Below are 16,457 nucleotides of genomic sequence, written 5' to 3'. Positions count from 1 at the left end.
AGATTTACTCCGCGGAAATCCTGACGTCCAGCCGATCGGCGCGGGGGACGGTAAAGGTGAAAACCGCGCCCCCGTCCTTCCTGTTGGTGACCCAGATTTTGCCGCCAAGGAACGTGACGATTTCGCGGCAAATCGCAAGACCGAGACCGGACCCTTGCGGTTTATCTTCGTCGCGGTCAATCGACTGATGAAATTTCTCGAATATTTTCTCCAACATATTAACCGGAATGCCCTTGCCGTTGTCGGCTACGCTCACTTCCAGCACGTCATCTCCCGATGTGACCGCGACGTCAATGTGCCCTTTGGCTTTGTCGCAGAACTTGATGGCGTTGGAGACAAGATTGATAATTACCTGTATTAACTGGTCCCGGTCCGCCCGTACCTTCGGCAAGTCATTCGGGATAACGATTGCGACGTCAACTTCACTCTCCTTGATCAGCCCCGCGAGCGTCGCCATCGCCTCCTTGAGGGTTCCATCCATGTCGACAGTGTCGAGCGACCAGTCCATCTGTCCGGCCTCCATCCGGGCGAGGTCGAGCAACTGGTCAATCAGGCGGGTAAGGCGCGAGCTTTCCTTGATGATGACATTCAGAAACCGCTCCCGCTCCTCCGGTGATACTTCGGGATTGTCGATAAGGATTTCGCCAAAGGCGCGAAGGGACGTGAGGGGCGTTCTCAATTCGTGGCTGACCATGGAAAGGAAGTGATCTTTTAGGGAATCCAATTCCTTGAGCCGCTCATTTGCGTTGCGCAGTTGCGCGGTCGCCCGCTCCAGTTCAGCGGATTTCTGCTCAAGGCGGTGACTGTATTCAATCACCTGGCTCGTTTCGTCGAGGATACGATAGACCTCATCAAGGCCGACGATTTCGCCCTTGACGACGGAGCCGACCATCACCCGGGCCGTGGCTGATCCGATGGCGCCGGCCAGCATCTTCTCGGCAAAATCCAGCAGCGCCGCATCGGCGGATTGGCTCTTGCGTAAATTGATATCGCGTTCAGCGGCAAAATCGGAGAAGGCCAGAGCCACTCGCTGGACGCCGACGAAACGACCCACCAGCTGCTGGAGATCGGCAACCGTCGCGGACCCCCGCCAGTAGCGACTGTCGCGCTCGTCATCCGTATGCCCGAACACGTCGACAAACAGTGTTCCCTGAATGCGTTCGATCGCGGTTTGATGCGATAGCAGGGAAACCATCCAATAGGCGCCGATATTGGCGAACATGCTCCAGAAGAGTGCATGAGTCAGCCGGTCGAACCCCTCCATTCCGAACAGCGCATAGGGTTTAAGAAACTCTAAGCCATAAGGTCCTTCCTCTATAAAGCTCAAGGGAAGCCAGCCGGATTGCGCGAAAGAGGGAAGCAGCAGGGTATAGAGCCAGACCAGAAAACCGAGCGCAAGGCCGGTCACGGCCCCCCTGTAGGACGCTCCTTTCCAGAAAATTCCGCCGATAATTGACGGCGCAAACTGGGCCGCGGCGGCAAAGGAAACCAACCCAATTGTCACCAGCGAGTAGGATTCGCTGGCAATAAGATAATAGATATAGCCAAGGATCAGGATCAGCAGAATACTGACGCGCCGGATTGTCAGCAAAAGTCCGGTCAAGTCGTCATTCTTGCTGATATTGAGCCAGCGCCATCGCAGAAGCAGGGGCATGATAAGGTCGTTGCAGACCATCGTGCTAAGGGCAATGGACGCGACGATAACCATCGATGTCGCCGCCGACAGGCCGCCGACAAAAGCGACCAAAGCCAGTATTGCCTGATCATGAAAAAGCGGGACTGTTAACATAAACATGTCGGCATCAGCCGAAATTCCATCGAAGGAAAGTCGACCCGCAAGCGCAATTGGCAGCACGAAGATATTAATCACCAGAAGATATAGCGGGAACAGCCAGGTTGCTTTGCGCAAAAACGATTCATCGGGATTCTCCACCGCCGTCATATAGAACTGACGCGGCAGACAGATAATCGCCGCCATGGAAAGAACTGTCATCGTCATCCAGAGGCTGTAGTCGTGATCCTTGGAAACCGTAAATAAGTTATTCAGCCCCTTATCAGCCGCCGTCGAAAACAGATCCCCAAACCCGTTGAACAATCCGAATGTGACGAAAAAACCGACAGCGAGGAAGGTTACGAGCTTGACCACTGATTCAAATGCGATGGCAGCAACCAGACCTTCATGATGCTCACTCGCATCGATATGGCGTGTACCAAACAGAATGGCAAAAAGTGCAAGCGCAAGAGCAACGACCAGCGTGGTATCGATGAAAAATATCGGCTCGCTCGGCGCATGTAGCAACGCTTGCTCGGAGGAGCTGACAAGGATGCGAAAACTGGTGGCGATGGATTTCAACTGCAGCGAAATATAAGGGGTGGTCCCGACGACCGCGATAACCGTTACCAATCCGCCGAGACGCGCCTGCTTGCCGTAACGCGAGGCGATAAAATCGGCGATCGACGTGATCCGGTGCACTTTGCAGATACGCACAATCTTTATCCAGATCACCGACCAGAGAATGAAGACAAGGGTCGGCCCCAGGTAGATAGGCAAAAAGTCTAGTCCCCGGGTGGCGGCCAATCCGACACTGCCGTAGAAAGTCCAGGACGTGCAATATGCCGCGATTGAGAGCGTATAAATATAAGGGTTTCGGGTGAGCGGACGTCCCTTCGCCGCCTGAAGATCGACAACCTGCGCAATCGCGAAAAGAAGCCCGAGATACAGCAAGGAAACGGTAAGGACAACGCCGCCCGACATAACTAACGCCCCTGCGACGGGTTCGCGCCAGTCTTCCGTTTTCCGGCTTCCGGCGGACCAACCATTTTGTCGGATCCGCGTCTTGCCCCAAGTGCCGTTAACGCAATCATGCCCCCCCAAACGGAGAACAGGTAAAGATAACTGAGCGGGACGCCAAATATGCTATCGGATATATCGAAAAGGGCGATGAGGGGCGGCATCAGGGCGACGAGACTGACAACGAACAACAGGATCGACCATTCCTTTTTCCGCCCGGTTCTTATCATCCGTTTGCACCCGCTTTGCCGGCCATACCCCGCCGATTCAGGTCTGTTTTGTTTGCAGCACCGTCTTTCTCGGCGCAACGATTTCCTTGACCATCTTGTCAAGGGCGCGGGTCGAAAAAGGCTTGGTCACAAATTCATCCGCGCCAAGTGCCATCGCCCGTTCTTTATCCGCTTCGCGGCTCTTGGCCGACAACATGATAATCCTGATGTCACGGCAGGCCGGATTGCCGCGGATCGCTTCACATACCGCAAAGCCATCCTGCTTCGGCAACATGATGTCCAAAATCACCAAATCAGGCACATAGTCGTCGATTGCGCGCAACGCCTGATCGCCGTCCCCTGCGACCCGTACTGTGAACCCCGCCTTCCGCAGGATAAACTGCAAGGACAAAACAATGTTTGGTTCGTCCTCGACCACAAGCACTGTATGCGACATATTTACCGTATGCTCCCTCGAATTATCCGAGAAAGCGGAACTTTCGGCCAGAAGTTGGCTCTTTATCAAGCTCTATTGGTTCGGCAATTCCACTTTCCTGTCCCCTGTAAATTAATCATAACCCATTTCCACGGATATTGTCATTGATCAATCTAACAGGGTCGAGGCGTCGTTACAGTATTATTTTCTGTTCATTCGGTTAGCAATCAGATCTTCTACAACCGCAGGCTCTGCCAATGTCGAGGTATCTCCAAGGCTGCGATAATCATCCTCGGCGACCTTACGCAAAATCCGCCGCATGATCTTGCCTGACCGTGTCTTCGGCAATCCGGGCGCCCATTGGATTAAATCCGGCGTTGCAATTGGCCCGATTTCATGGCGCACCCATTTCACCAGTTCAATCCGCAACTCATCAGAGGGTTCGATCCCCGACGTCAACGTAACATATGCATAGATACCCTGCCCCTTGATATCATGCGGATAACCGACAACGGCCGCTTCCGCCACGAGTTCATGCGCGACAAGGGCGCTTTCGACTTCAGCTGTCCCCATGCGATGCCCGGAGACGTTGATCACATCGTCGACACGCCCGGTAATCCAGTAATACCCATCCTCGTCGCGGCGGGCACCGTCGCCGGTGAAATATCGGCCGGGAAAACTCGAGAAATAGGTTTGAATGAAACGCTCATGGTCACCATAGACCGTGCGCATCTGACCCGGCCAGCTATCGTTAATGCAAAGTATTCCTTCACAGGGTCCCTCCAGAACCTTGCCTTCGCCATCGACCATAATCGGCTCGATCCCGAAAAACGGCAGGGTCGCAGATCCGGGCTTTAGATCTGTCGCGCCGGGAAGCGGGGTAATCAAAATTCCGCCCGTCTCGGTCTGCCACCAGGTATCGACGATGGGACAGCGGCCTTCGCCGACGACATCGTAATACCATCTCCAGGCCTCCGGGTTGATCGGTTCGCCAACCGATCCCAGGAGCCGTAGCGACTTGCGCGACGTTTTCTTTACCGGCTCATCCCCGTCACGCATCAACGCGCGGATTGCCGTCGGTGCCGTATAGAAGATATTGACCTTGTGTTTATCGCACACCTCCCAGAAACGCGACACAGTCGGATAGTTCGGAACGCCTTCGAACATCAGTGTCGTCGCGCCGTTTGCCAGAGGTCCGTAGACGATGTAGCTATGCCCAGTAACCCAGCCGACATCGGCGGTACACCAGTAGATATCGCCATCGTGGTAATCAAACACATAACGATGCGTCATCGCCGCATAAACAATATAGCCGCCTGTGGTGTGCAACACACCCTTGGGCTTGCCGGTCGAGCCCGAGGTATAGAGGATGAAGAGCGGGTCTTCCGCATTCATCTCCTCAGGCGGACAATCGGCGCTTGCTTTCGCCATTTCCTCGTGATACCAGACATCGCGGCCTTCGACCCATCCGGTCTTGGCGCCTGTTCGTTTGACAACAATGCATGTCGTGCAATCAGGGCATTCTTCGAGAGCCTCATCCGTATTTGCCTTGAGCGGGATCGCGCGCCCCCCGCGAATTCCTTCATCGGCCGTAATCACGCAGTTAGACTGGCAATCCTGAATACGTCCCGCAAGCGCATCCGGTGAGAATCCGCCAAAGACGATGGAATGAATAGCGCCGATACGGGTGCAGGCGAGCATCGCGACCGCCGCTTCAACAATCATCGGCATATAAAGTGTAACGCGATCACCTTTCTTTATGCCCTGCGCCTTCAGCACGTTGGCGAATTTACATACCTCGGCATGCAGTTCGCGATATGTCAGTGTTTTGTCGTCGTTCGGATCGTCGCCTTCCCAGATTATCGCCGTGCTGTCACCGCGACTTTCAAGATGCCGGTCGAGACAGTTGTAGCTGACGTTCAGCGTCCCATCATAGAACCAGCGGATATGCAGATCCTCCGGATCATAAGAGACGTCTTTCACTTTCGTGTAGGGCTTGATCCAGTCAATGCGTTTGCCATGCTCACCCCAAAAAGCGATCGGATCCTCGATCGAGGCGCGGTACATGGCCTGATAGCTTGTCTTGTCGGCCCAGGCCGTTTTCGCAAGTTCCTCCGGTACGGGATAGAGATCCTTTGCTGACATACTTCCTTGTCCTTTCACCCAATATCCTGAAATTCTTTAAGTCTAATAAGCGTCAACTACAAATAGGATATTTGCGAGCGTATTGCCAACGCAAATACGACTCAACCATCAGTTATAGCGAGACGATCGACGTCAGATAGCCAGATATTCGTGCCGTAGCTCCTGATCGTCAAGCACCTGCTGGGCCGTTCCGCGGAACGCGATCTGCCCCATATCCAGAATAAGCGCCTTGTCGGCAAGCTGCAACGCGGCGATGGCGTTCTGCTCCACAATAATCGTGGTGATTCCAAGTTTCTTGACTTCCAGCAGGATTTTCTCGATTTCCTGTACAATGACGGGCGCCAACCCCTCATAGGGTTCGTCGAGGAAAAGTAGCTTCACGTCTCTCGCCAGTGCCCGGGCCACGGCAAGCATCTGCTGTTCGCCGCCGGACATCGTCACCGCATCCTGATTGCGCCGTTCGCCAAGCCTAGGAAAATGATTGTAAATTCGCTCGATTTCCCAGCCCTTGGGTTCGGCGACCTGCGAAAGCAATAAATTTTCCTCCACCGTCAAGCCGCCGATGATCCTCCGATCTTCCGGGACGAGCTGAATGCCCTCGCGCGCCGCCTGATAGGCTTTGAGCGGATGAATGGCCTTGCCGTTGAGATATATCTCGCCGCGCTTCAGGGCCGGACTATCAACGCGGGCAAGGGCCCGCAGCGTCGACGTTTTTCCGGCGCCGTTGCGACCCAGAAGGGCGACGATATCCCCTTCTTCAACATCGAAGGAAACACCCTGGACGATGTAGGATTCGCCATAATAGGCATGAATATCCTTCACGCTGAAATAGGGTTTTTTCACAGAGGTCTCAGACATTAATGCGCCCCTCCCAAATAGGCTTCCTTGACCTTCGGATCCTCTCTCACGCTTTGCGGATCGCCGCCCGCAATGATCTGCCCGCGGGCCAGCACACTGACTTTGTCCGCGAGGCTGAATACCACATGCATGTCATGTTCGATGATCACCTTGGTCATGCCCCGGGATTTGATCTTCTTCAAAAGCTCGATGGTCTGGTTGGTGTCGTGTCGCGCCATTCCGGCCGTTGGCTCATCGAGCAGCAGCAGTCGCGGACGCAATATCAGGCACATGCCAAGTTCAAGACGTCGCTTGTCGCCACGGCTGAGGCTGCCGGCCTCCGTCAACATCATATCTTTCAGGCCGACGTCTTCAAGTATGTGCTCCGCCTCATCCCGGATTTCCCCCTGTTTGGAAAGGAGCTTGTTCGCATTCAAGCGAAAGGCGCCGTCCCGATGGGAAAATGCCGGGATCATCACATTCTCAAGCAGCGTCATTTCCTGGAAAATTTCCGGCGTCTGAAAGACACGCGCGACGCCCAGCTGCGTGATTTCATGCGGCTCCCTGCCGGTCAGGACTTCGCCGGCAAATGTCACCTTCCCGGTGTCCGGCTTCAAACGACCGATACAAACGTTGAGAAGGGTCGACTTGCCTGCACCGTTCGGCCCGATAATCGCATGTGTCGTGCCTTCCTCGACATGCAGATTGACGTCGGACAATGCGCTGAGGCCACCGAAGCTTTTGTTGATATTGTCCAGATGAAGAACGAGATCGCCCATGATTTACCCTTTACTCACCTGCCTGATTATGCGCTTCGACGGACTGCGTTTCGGCTTTACCGCCGCCGGACGTGAAGTAATTGAAAATTCGACGGAAGCCCTCGACAAGCCCGCCCGGCAGGAAGATCACAATGATCATGAACAAGAGGCCAAGGGTCAGATGCCAGCCGCTGCCGACGAAAAGCCCAACGACCGGCACAACGATTTCAAGCACGCTGTCGGGCAGGAACGAGAAGGCCTGCTGAAGAACACTGTCATCGAAGGACGAGAAAATATTCTCGAAATACTTAATCAGTCCCGCGCCCAGCATCGGACCGACAAGGGTTCCGGCGCCACCGAGAATTGTCATCAGGACGACTTCGCCCGACGCCGTCCACTGCATCCTTTCGGCGCCGGCCAGCGGATCCGTCACCGCGAGCAGACTGCCGGCCAGCCCGGCATACATTCCGGAAATGATAAAGGCAGTCAGCATGTAAGGCCGCGTATTAAGTCCGGTATACTTCATGCGGTTCTGATTGGACTTGATCCCCTTGAGCATAAGTCCGAAGGGCGAGCGGAAAATCCGCAGCGAAATATAGAAACCGATAATCAGCAGAACCGCGCAAAAGTAAAACCCCGGATACCCGCTCATGGTTTCGCCAAAAAGCTCGGTGCTCGGCAACCCGGCAGAGGCCGGACCGTCGGAGAACAGCTTGTCGAGAATACGTGGATCGGAGCGCGCAAGCTGCAATCCCGTTTCACCGTTGGTGATCGGCGTCAGCACCGAATAGGCGAGGTTATAGGACATCTGCGCAAACGCGAGGGTAAGGATCGAAAAATAAATACCCGTCCGGCGCAAACTCAGGAACCCGATAATCGCCGCGAGCAATCCCGCAAACAGCACACCAAAAATAACCGCCGGTATTGCGTTCATGGTCAGCAGCTTAAATGACCAAACCGCCGCATAGGATCCGACGCCGAGAAATGCGGCATGGCCGAAGGAGAGATATCCGGTAAGGCCGAAGAGAATGTTGAACCCAATCGCGAAAATGCCGTATATCGCAAATTTCTGCAGCAGGTCCGGATAATTACCTCCAAACGGGTCCAGCCAAAGCGGCATCGCAAGTATGGCGGCGGCAAAGACCAGAATGAGCATTGTATCGTTAAAGGACGGCTTTTTCATATTAGTCATCCATCACTCCGGCCCGGCCCATCAGACCGCGCGGTAGAACCAGCAAAATAACAACAGCGACGAGATACAGAATGATCTGGTCGATTCCGGGAAAAATGTCTTTCACTTCGTTCATCGACGCGAAGGACTGCACGATCCCCAAAAGGAAACCCGCAAGCACGGCGCCACCGAGAGACCCCATGCCGCCGACGACAACGACAACGAAGGAAAGCACCAGAAACTCCATGCCAAGATGGTAATCCGGAGGCAGGATAGGCGTGTACATTACGCCTGCGACACCGGCGACGATCGCGGCAATCGCGAATACGACCGTGAAGCGGCGCTCGATATTGATGCCGAGCAGCCCGACGGTTTCGCGGTCCCTCATACCAGCCCGCACCACCATGCCGTAGGTCGTGAACTGCAAAAAGGCAAATACAGCGAAAATCACGATACCGGAAAAACACAGATAGATAAGACGCCACCAGGGATAGACGAGATTGTCACCAAGTCCGACCCAGGAACCAACGTTGGCGCTGCCCGCCAGAATTTCCGGCGCCGCCTGCGGGATGGGGTTTGCGCCGAAATAGGCCTTGATGATTTCCTGAATGACAATGGCAAGTCCGAAGGTTACGAGAATCTGTTCCGCATGGGGCCGTTTGTAGAAATGCTTGATGAGCCCGCGTTCCATCACATAACCGACCAGCAACATCAATGGAATTGCCAGGATTATGGAAAGTGGCACCGAGTAGTCGATAATAATGCGTCCCGTATCACCAAACCAGGTCTCAAGATACGGCTGCTCTTTATAGGCGACAAAAGCCGTGACCCCCTCGTCACGGACTTTCACGGAGATGGTGATGATTTTCTGGAAGGTGACGGCGCAAAATGCACCCAGCATAAACAATGCCCCGTGGGCAAAATTCACGATCCCCAGCGTACCGAACACCAAAGTCAGGCCGAGGGCGATCAACGCATAGGCCGCGCCTTTGTCCAGTCCATTCAAAATTTGAATAAAGATGGCATCCATCTATTCTACCCCGAATCCCTCAAAAGTTCTTTGCCGGCATAGCCTGTCGGCAAATATGCGGGCTGGCGCTCTTCCCGTTTGCGCCAGCCCGCAGGCATTGACCGATCTTACATCTTCACTTCGTACGGGCCAAGTTCGCCACCGAAGATGGTCCAATCATATTCGACCTGAGCGCGTGGGGTAATGTCAACCACTTTCAGAAGGTCGAACTGGCTGCTCGGGTTCTCATTACCGCGCACCACAAGAACATCCTTGAAGCATTGATGATCTTCCGCGCGGTAAAGCGTCGGGCCATTGCCCATTCCATCGAAATTGAAGCCTTCAAGCTGTTTGATAACTTCCGGTGGATAGAAGGTACCGGCCATTTCGCAGGCGTTCGCATACAGCAACGTCTGGACGTAGCAGGTGTGCGCAGCCATTGACGGCGGTGCACCATATTCCGCGCCGAAGGACTGTACGAATGCCTTAGAGCCGTCATCCTGCAACGACCAGTTCCAATTGGTCGTCCCAAGAATGCCCTTGATCGCATCGCCAGCGCCCTGCGCCATGAGACGCGAGAACAACGGAACAACGATCTCGAAATTCTTGCCGTTGACCTGCTTGTCACGAAGACCGAACTGAACAGCCTGGCTCAGTGAGTTGATCATATCCTTACCGTAATGGTTCAGGATCAGCACATCGGCGCCAGAATTCAGAACCGGCGTGATATATTGGGAGAAATCACCCGCGCCAACCGGCGTCTTGACGGTGTTTACAGTCTCCCAACCCAACGCTTCGGTCGAGTTCTTGATCGACTCTTCCTGCGTCCAGCCCCAGGTATAGTCGGCGGTCAGGTGATACGCCCGACGGTCGGAACCATATTCCTTGTTCAGCACCGGCGCCAGTGCCGCACCGGACATATAGGCATTAAAGAAATGACGGAAACCGTAGCGACGCTTGTCCTTACCGGTCGTGTCGTTGGAATGGGTCAGGCCCGCCATGAAAATAATGCCCTGCTCCTGGCAGAGGGACTGCACGGCAACGGCAACGCCCGAAGACGAGCCACCGGTTACCATCAGGACACCGTCTTTTTCGATCATCCGCTTTGCGGAGGCACGGGCGGCGTCTGATTTCGTCTGCGTGTCACCCGTTGCATAGGTGACTTTCTTGCCAAGAACGCCTTTACCGGTCAGCATCGACGGCTTCATGGTATTCAGCATGCCGCCATCACCTTCACCGTTCAGATGCTTGACGGCCAGCATATAGGCGCGGAGCTCGTCCGCGCCCTCGTCCGCGTAGGGACCGGACTGCGGTACGTTAAAGCCAAGTTTAACCTCACCGGAATTTGTCGGATTGTTGCGGAATTCTTCGGCCCAAGCGTCCTTGATGAAGAAGCTCGGAGTTGCTGCTACCAGGCCACCGACAGCGCCAGCTTTGAGTAGGCCGCGACGCGACATGCCTGATTTCTTGAAATCGCTCATGAATTGTCTCCCATAAATTTATTGGATCATCCCCGGACAGGGCGGCCGAAATGTATATTCGGTTTAGACTCATCCCTGCTCTGTAAAAATTTCACACTTTTGACATTTTTCCCAATAAAACATTGTAAAACAGTGGTTTTTTATGTAAATATTTTCTAATGCCTTTTGTAATATTGTAAATTTTTGTAAATTTCGGACACGCGAATGGCCAAATCACCCCTTCTCGGCAACCGGCTTAGGAGATTACGGAAAGAGAAGAATCTGACGCAGGTGGATCTTGCCGACAAGCTCGGCATTTCTGCGAGTTATTTGAACCTTCTGGAAAATAACCGGCGCAGCATGACGGTTCCCTTGCTGCTCCATGTCAGCCAGATTCTGAAGGTCGATCCGCAGGTTTTCTCTCCCCAGGAGGAGGGCCACCTGATCGGCGAAATCACGGATGCACTGAAGGATCCTCTCTTCGCGGATGACGAATTCACCGACGAGGAAATTGCCGAAATGGCAGCGGAAGCGCCGGCCCTAAGCGCTGCCTTCAAGAAAAGCTATGACGCCTTCAAGGCCGCACAGACGGACCTGCAGCTGTTAAGCGAGCGCCTTTCGCAGGACCTTCTGTTCGCCGGATCGTCGTTTCGTCTGCGCACATTGGTTACCTCGATCATGTCGTCGACGGAAATCGTGCATGACAATGACGACCTCAGCCCGAAAGAACGCAAGGAATTCTTGCAGATCGCCCTCAAGGATAGCGAGGCATTGAACGACACGGTGAATGAAATGCTCGGTGTTGTCGGCGACGGAAGCCTGACGGGCAAGGCCTGGACCCCCTCGCCCAATGAAGCGGTTTCCGATTTTATCCAGACGCGAAATAACTATTTCGATCAGATTGAAATATCTGCCGCGGAATTTCGCAAGTCTCTTGGTGGGGGGGAACTTCTGTCGACATCTCTCATGATCGACTATCTTCGGGACAAGCACGATGTTGCCGTCGAGTTTGCCACCCGCGACAGCCACAATACAGAAGCCACACTCTATGACGAAAGAAATCAGTCGCTGGTTCTTTCGAAGTCCCTTCCTCAATCAAGCGTCAATTTCCACCTTGCGCTGCTGTGCGGCCAATTGGCCTACTCCGACTTGTTCGCCGAGCTTTCAAATGCACCGGAACTACCGACGGAGTCCGCCAAACAAAAGGGCGTTGCGGCGCTCGCCAATTATTTCGCCGGCGCCGTCCTTCTGCCCTATGACAGCTTCTATCGCGCCGCCGAAGACCTGAGATATGATATCGAGCTTCTTCAACAGCAATTTGATGCAAGTTTCGAACAGATATGCCATCGCCTTACAACCTTGATGCGACCTGGGAAAAGCGGTGTGTCGTTCCATCTTATCCGGAGCGATATTGCCGGAAACATCTCGAAACGGTTCAGCGCGTCGGGCCTGCGTATCCCGCGCTACGGCAACGCCTGCCCCCGCTGGGTTTTGCATGCCGCGTTCCTCACGCCGGGAACTCTTTGCCCGCAAATATCCGAAATGCCGGACGGCAGCCGCTTTTTCTCCATTGCCCGCACCGTCACCAAACCGAGTCTCGGTTACGGCCAGCCAAAGCGTCATTACGCCATCAGCATCGGATGCGATATCGCGGAAGCCCATCGCCTGATCTACACGGACGGATTAAATCTTGCGGCGCCAAAAACGGTCATGCCCGTTGGCATCACCTGCCGGCTCTGCGAACGCGCAAATTGCGCGCAGCGGGCCGCGCCGCCGCCATCTCAGGTCCGCCAGATAACGCCGCAACGGCGGAATATATCACCAGGGATCGGAGATTACTGATACATTGGTCGGCGATCATTTGCCAAACAAGATGAGGCGGCCTTTCGCCGTTCGCCGGACCGCGCCATCCCGAATTGCCGTAAAATCAAGCTCCATATTGACGCCGGTGAGCGTGCGTTTGTAGACCTGCATGTCGTAGTCGCCGACCTCGCTTATCGCCATGACGTAAATTGTCAGCGTCTGCTTCCTCAGCTGCGCCCAGGAGATGGTGTCACCCGCAAAAATATCGCCACCCTGGCCGCTATGCCAGAAATTGGGGCGTTCCGTTTTGACAAAAGTCAGCGTTGTTTCCTTCAGAACCTCTTTCGGGTCTTCCGGCGTTCCCTTCTGGCGAAGCAACGTGCGCCAGGTGATCGTAAAATCACCGTCATCCGTCGGCTGAATATTAACGTCGATATCACGGCTCGTGATCGCGAAATTCACGCTGACACTACTTTCCGATATCGCATTCCCGCGCCAATCCCCCTTGAACGCGGAAATCGATACATCCTTTGCGGTGGAAACCGACGGAAAGACCAGGAAAGCAGCCAATGCCGCTATCAGAAAATTTCTTACCTTACTCAATATTCACCCCCTGATTTCATTGAGAAATGCCGTATTCACGTTCCTCTATCATAGGGTATGGATTTTGGGGCGGCCAGCTATTTAACCCGCGCGGCGCAAGAAAAAAGGCCGCAGATGATCCGCGGCCTTCCTCTTCCTGTCAGCAACGAGACTAGCTTTCGTCGACGACAATCTTTCCGTTCGTTATGTCGGAATTGTCAAGCGATGCATTCTCGACAACGATGGAGAAACCGGGAACCAGCACATCCGTGCCATCCGTAACGGTAATCGTTGTATTGCCGCCTTCCTCGGCGAAGACCACATGATCCGCCCGATCCGCAGGGGCGATCCCCAGTTCATCAAAAAGCGCCGTCAGGTCAATAACATCATTATCGCCGTTCGCGCCGAAGTCTTCGATCACGTCGTTCCCGTCGGTATTGGCGTTTTGATAGACGAAACGGTCATCGCCATCGCCGCCGAAAAGCGTATCATCACCGCCCGCGCCAAGAATATAATCGTTGCCGGACCCGCCTATAATATTTTCCGATGCGTCCGTACCGGTATAGGTACTTTCCGGTGTGATGGTAATTCTCAGAACGGCCGAGCTTGTCGATCCGTCGTCGTCGATAATCGTATAGTTAAATTCCTCAGCCTCGAAATCCGCAATATCGGTATTCGCAACATAGCTGTAGCCACCGGTCGCAAAATCAATTTCCAAAATGCCGAAATCAGCATCCAGCGTCAGAGTATTACCGTTGACCGTGACATTTGGCTCACCGCCATCGGAGAGATCATAGATCGCTCCCTTATAGGAAATGGCGGTAATCGGAACATCCGCAAACGGATCCGATCCGGGAATATCATTAGTGAGCACATTGCCGGACACAGCCGCATCGGAAGGCAGGAGGTTCGCAATAAGTTCCTCAGGACTTTCCACATGAAGATAAGGATCCCCGGGATCAGGATCATGATTATTGTCTTCCGGCGTGTTATCGATCTGGCCGAGGTGAATGCTGTTCTCAGCATCGCTACCGATGCCAACCGCATAGACTTTCGCGTCATTCAGATCGTTCGTCACCCAGTTGTTGAATTCATCGATCCCACCCTGAGTATTCCCCTGGGTCGGCTGGCCGTCGGAAATAAAATAGATCGCCTGATCGTAGCCTGGTTCGAAATCGACCGTTTGCGTTGTCCCAAGCGCACTGAAATAGTTGGTGCTGCCATCACTCAGGGAATCAAGATTTTCAAGCGCATCCAGAACTTCCTGTAGCGTATAGAAGGTGCCATTGCCACCCCCCATGAAATTTGCATCATTGTCGAATTCGATCAGCGTAATAACAGTTCCGTCCGGATTACGCTCAAACAGGGTTGTCGCCAAATGTTTAAGCGCGTCCTCCATGATCGCAAGTTCCTGCTGGGTCAAGCTCGCCGATGTATCGATAACGAAAACAGCATGGGTATCCGCCGGTTCGACGATTTGCACCGGACCGTCATCGACCGCTGTCGGGCCGTCGTCCGCGGGCGGGACATCGNTCAACCGTCACGTCGATGGTGAAACTCGTGCTCGCTGTATTATCCGCATCCTGAAGTTCGGAGCCGGGCGCCTCGGCGGCACCTTCCGTTGACGTCGCGGTGACAGTCAGCGTGAAATCGCTGTCATCATCGGGCGCCGACAGGATGGTCAGGTTCGCCAGATCCCATCCGGTCACGACCACAGCCGCGCCATCGCCAACAAAGCTGTTCACTCCGTCGGAAAGGGTTGCGCCCAGGGGAACGCCGCTGATGGAAACGGAAAGTGTCTCGGACCCGTCCGTGTCCTGCAGGCCAGCCGCAACGTCAGGAAGCGCAATCGCCGTATCTTCATCGCCGCTTACCGCATCATTCGCCGCGGCGCCATCGAGAGTAAGCGTCGGGATATCCGCAACGGCATCGATCAGCACATCTATCGTACCGGCAATTCCGGCAACTGCCGTTGCAACGCCGTCCTGCGAATAAGGCGTGACCGTTATGGAGAAATCGCTATCGCTATCCTCGGGAAGACCGGTGATCGCCAGAGACCCGAGATCCGCCTGTTCGACACGCCAGCCGCCCGCGTCAGCAACGCCGACAGAGAAGGTAACGCCCGCCGGATATCCGCTCAGGATCACATAGCCGCTCTCCGTACCGCCCTCGCCCGTCGTCAGGGTTATGGAAAGCGGTATATTGCCGGATGCGGGATCGGGGATAGCTGCAATCTGGTCTCCGGCNAGTGCCGAGATCTTCTTTACCGGCGGCGTCATCAACGACAACCGTCGGTGTATCGGAAACCGGATCAACCGTCACGTCGATCGTTATCGTTGAGGCCGCCGTGTTATTCGCATCGGTCAGTTCACCGCCGCCGGCAACAGTCGCGCCTTCCGTAGCGGTTGCCGTTACGGTGAGAGTGAAATCCGTATCGTCATCCGCCGGGGGTGTAATGGTCAGCGATGCCAGATCCCATCCGGAGACATCCACGGCCGATCCATCTCCGAGGAAGCTGTTTACCCCGTCGGAAAGAGTTGCGCCCACAGGAACCCCGCTGACGGAAACGGAAAGCGTCTCGGAGCCGTCCGTATCCTGAAGCGCGGCATTGATTTCCGGGATAGAGATAGCCGTATCCTCGTCGCCACTGGCATCACCGCCGCTCAGGCTCGGGATATCGGCAACTGCGTCAATGACAGCAATTGCGTTTGCCTCCGCTGTTCCGGTGTCGCCCTCTCCATTGACGAAATTCGCGACCACGTTCAGCGGGAAATCGGCATCGCTGTTGGAAGGTGGCAGGACATACATGACCGGCAACGCGCCGCCCACGGCCGCCACGGAATAACTTCCGCTGGTCACATCCACTTCATCGCTGGGCGTAGTGCCGCCAACGAAGAAACGTGTGCCTGCGGGGAAACCTGAAATGTCGATTGATGTCAGTTCCTCATCCGTGTCTGGCGTAAACTCCACCACCATTTGCATCGGATACTCGGTCGCATCACCAACATTCTGGCTCGGCTGCCAGTCTTCATACCCGCCGGAGACAGGGGCAGTCGATCCGAGGATCGTCGAATAGGACAAGGTAACGGTGCCACCGGGGGTGCCCGGCGTCGGTGTCGTTGAATTCGGTGACGGCTGGTTCTCACCAATTATTTCTTCAATCTCGTCACGCGAGAAGACAAGCTCCGTCGGCGGCAAAAGATCGGCAATACCCAGCGGGTCGCCAATACTGCCTTCAACGAACGGCGAAAAATTG

At 54.7% G+C, this 16,457-nt stretch carries 12 protein-coding genes; 1 reads left to right on the top strand and 11 read right to left on the bottom strand.

Annotated features, from left to right (window positions below; genetic code table 11):
* Positions 1 to 4: 4 nt before the first annotated feature.
* From GQF03_RS06310 to GQF03_RS06270, 9 genes are all read right to left on the bottom strand, one after another.
* Entirely contained in the window at positions 5 to 2,755 is a 2,751-nt protein-coding gene (locus GQF03_RS06310; RefSeq protein WP_161338363.1) for a sensor histidine kinase, read from the bottom strand.
* 2 nt (positions 2,756 to 2,757) lie between these two features.
* Positions 2,758 to 3,021 carry a hypothetical protein gene (locus GQF03_RS06305; protein WP_161338362.1) on the bottom strand — a complete coding sequence of 88 codons (264 nt, stop codon included), beginning with the start codon at positions 3,019 to 3,021 and terminating at the stop codon, positions 2,758 to 2,760.
* Between the two features lie 37 nt (positions 3,022 to 3,058).
* Complete coding sequence (locus GQF03_RS06300; RefSeq protein ID WP_161338361.1) at positions 3,059 to 3,457, bottom strand: response regulator transcription factor; 399 nt, start codon at positions 3,455 to 3,457, stop codon at positions 3,059 to 3,061.
* A gap of 180 nt (positions 3,458 to 3,637) precedes the next feature.
* Positions 3,638 to 5,581 (bottom strand): acetate--CoA ligase, encoded by a 1,944-nt coding sequence (acs, locus tag GQF03_RS06295; RefSeq protein ID WP_161338360.1) that lies wholly within the window; start codon positions 5,579 to 5,581, stop codon positions 3,638 to 3,640.
* Positions 5,582 to 5,713: 132 nt separating this feature from the next.
* Positions 5,714 to 6,439, bottom strand: a complete 726-nt coding sequence (locus tag GQF03_RS06290) for an ABC transporter ATP-binding protein (RefSeq protein ID WP_161338359.1) — start codon at positions 6,437 to 6,439, stop codon at positions 5,714 to 5,716.
* Entirely contained in the window at positions 6,439 to 7,197 is a 759-nt protein-coding gene (locus GQF03_RS06285) for an ABC transporter ATP-binding protein (protein WP_161338358.1), read from the bottom strand. Before GQF03_RS06285 ends, GQF03_RS06290 begins: the two co-directional genes overlap by 1 nt.
* A 10-nt stretch (positions 7,198 to 7,207) precedes the next feature.
* Positions 7,208 to 8,368, bottom strand: coding sequence for a branched-chain amino acid ABC transporter permease (locus tag GQF03_RS06280; RefSeq protein WP_161338357.1), 1,161 nt, complete (start codon positions 8,366 to 8,368; stop codon positions 7,208 to 7,210).
* Complete coding sequence (locus GQF03_RS06275; RefSeq protein ID WP_161338356.1) at positions 8,361 to 9,377, bottom strand: branched-chain amino acid ABC transporter permease; 1,017 nt, start codon at positions 9,375 to 9,377, stop codon at positions 8,361 to 8,363. Before GQF03_RS06275 ends, GQF03_RS06280 begins: the two co-directional genes overlap by 8 nt.
* A gap of 107 nt (positions 9,378 to 9,484) precedes the next feature.
* Positions 9,485 to 10,837, bottom strand: a complete 1,353-nt coding sequence (locus GQF03_RS06270) for an ABC transporter substrate-binding protein (protein ID WP_161338355.1) — start codon at positions 10,835 to 10,837, stop codon at positions 9,485 to 9,487.
* 204 nt (positions 10,838 to 11,041) lie between these two features.
* Between GQF03_RS06270 and GQF03_RS06265 the strand changes: the two genes are divergently transcribed.
* Positions 11,042 to 12,658 carry a helix-turn-helix domain-containing protein gene (locus GQF03_RS06265; protein ID WP_161338354.1) on the top strand — a complete coding sequence of 539 codons (1,617 nt, stop codon included), beginning with the start codon at positions 11,042 to 11,044 and terminating at the stop codon, positions 12,656 to 12,658.
* Positions 12,659 to 12,673: 15 nt separating this feature from the next.
* On the opposite strand, the gene GQF03_RS06260 is transcribed toward GQF03_RS06265, so the two are convergent.
* Together GQF03_RS06260 and GQF03_RS06255 are read right to left on the bottom strand one after the other, a co-directional pair.
* Positions 12,674 to 13,222: a hypothetical protein gene (locus GQF03_RS06260; protein ID WP_161338353.1), complete on the bottom strand. Its 549-nt coding sequence runs from the start codon at positions 13,220 to 13,222 to the stop codon at positions 12,674 to 12,676.
* A 151-nt stretch (positions 13,223 to 13,373) separates the two neighbouring features.
* The gene (locus GQF03_RS06255; protein ID WP_479683210.1) at positions 13,374 to 14,684 is read right to left on the bottom strand and encodes a VWA domain-containing protein; all 1,311 of its coding nucleotides are present in this window, start codon (positions 14,682 to 14,684) and stop codon (positions 13,374 to 13,376) included.
* Positions 14,685 to 16,457 lie beyond the last annotated feature (1,773 nt).

Origin of the sequence: Sneathiella chungangensis (genome assembly GCF_009882935.1) — a bacterium.
Classification (GTDB): Bacteria; Pseudomonadota; Alphaproteobacteria; order Sneathiellales; family Sneathiellaceae; genus Sneathiella; species Sneathiella chungangensis.
This window is presented reverse-complemented; position numbering and strand designations above follow the sequence as displayed.

Bases quoted from the DNA above. Each gene is read 5' to 3' on its own strand.
- GQF03_RS06270 (WP_161338355.1), bottom strand. From the start codon at position 10,837: ATGAGCGATTTCAAGAAATCAGGCATGTCGCGTCGCGGCCTACTCAAA.
- GQF03_RS06285 (WP_161338358.1), bottom strand. From the start codon at position 7,197: ATGGGCGATCTCGTTCTTCATCTGGACAATATCAACAAAAGCTTCGGT.
- GQF03_RS06300 (WP_161338361.1), bottom strand. From the start codon at position 3,457: ATGTCGCATACAGTGCTTGTGGTCGAGGACGAACCAAACATTGTTTTG.
- GQF03_RS06290 (WP_161338359.1), bottom strand. From the start codon at position 6,439: ATGTCTGAGACCTCTGTGAAAAAACCCTATTTCAGCGTGAAGGATATT.
- GQF03_RS06305 (WP_161338362.1), bottom strand. From the start codon at position 3,021: ATGATAAGAACCGGGCGGAAAAAGGAATGGTCGATCCTGTTGTTCGTT.
- acs (WP_161338360.1), bottom strand. From the start codon at position 5,581: ATGTCAGCAAAGGATCTCTATCCCGTACCGGAGGAACTTGCGAAAACG.
- GQF03_RS06310 (WP_161338363.1), bottom strand. From the start codon at position 2,755: ATGTCGGGCGGCGTTGTCCTTACCGTTTCCTTGCTGTATCTCGGGCTT.
- GQF03_RS06275 (WP_161338356.1), bottom strand. From the start codon at position 9,377: ATGGATGCCATCTTTATTCAAATTTTGAATGGACTGGACAAAGGCGCG.
- GQF03_RS06280 (WP_161338357.1), bottom strand. From the start codon at position 8,368: ATGACTAATATGAAAAAGCCGTCCTTTAACGATACAATGCTCATTCTG.
- GQF03_RS06265 (WP_161338354.1), top strand. From the start codon at position 11,042: ATGGCCAAATCACCCCTTCTCGGCAACCGGCTTAGGAGATTACGGAAA.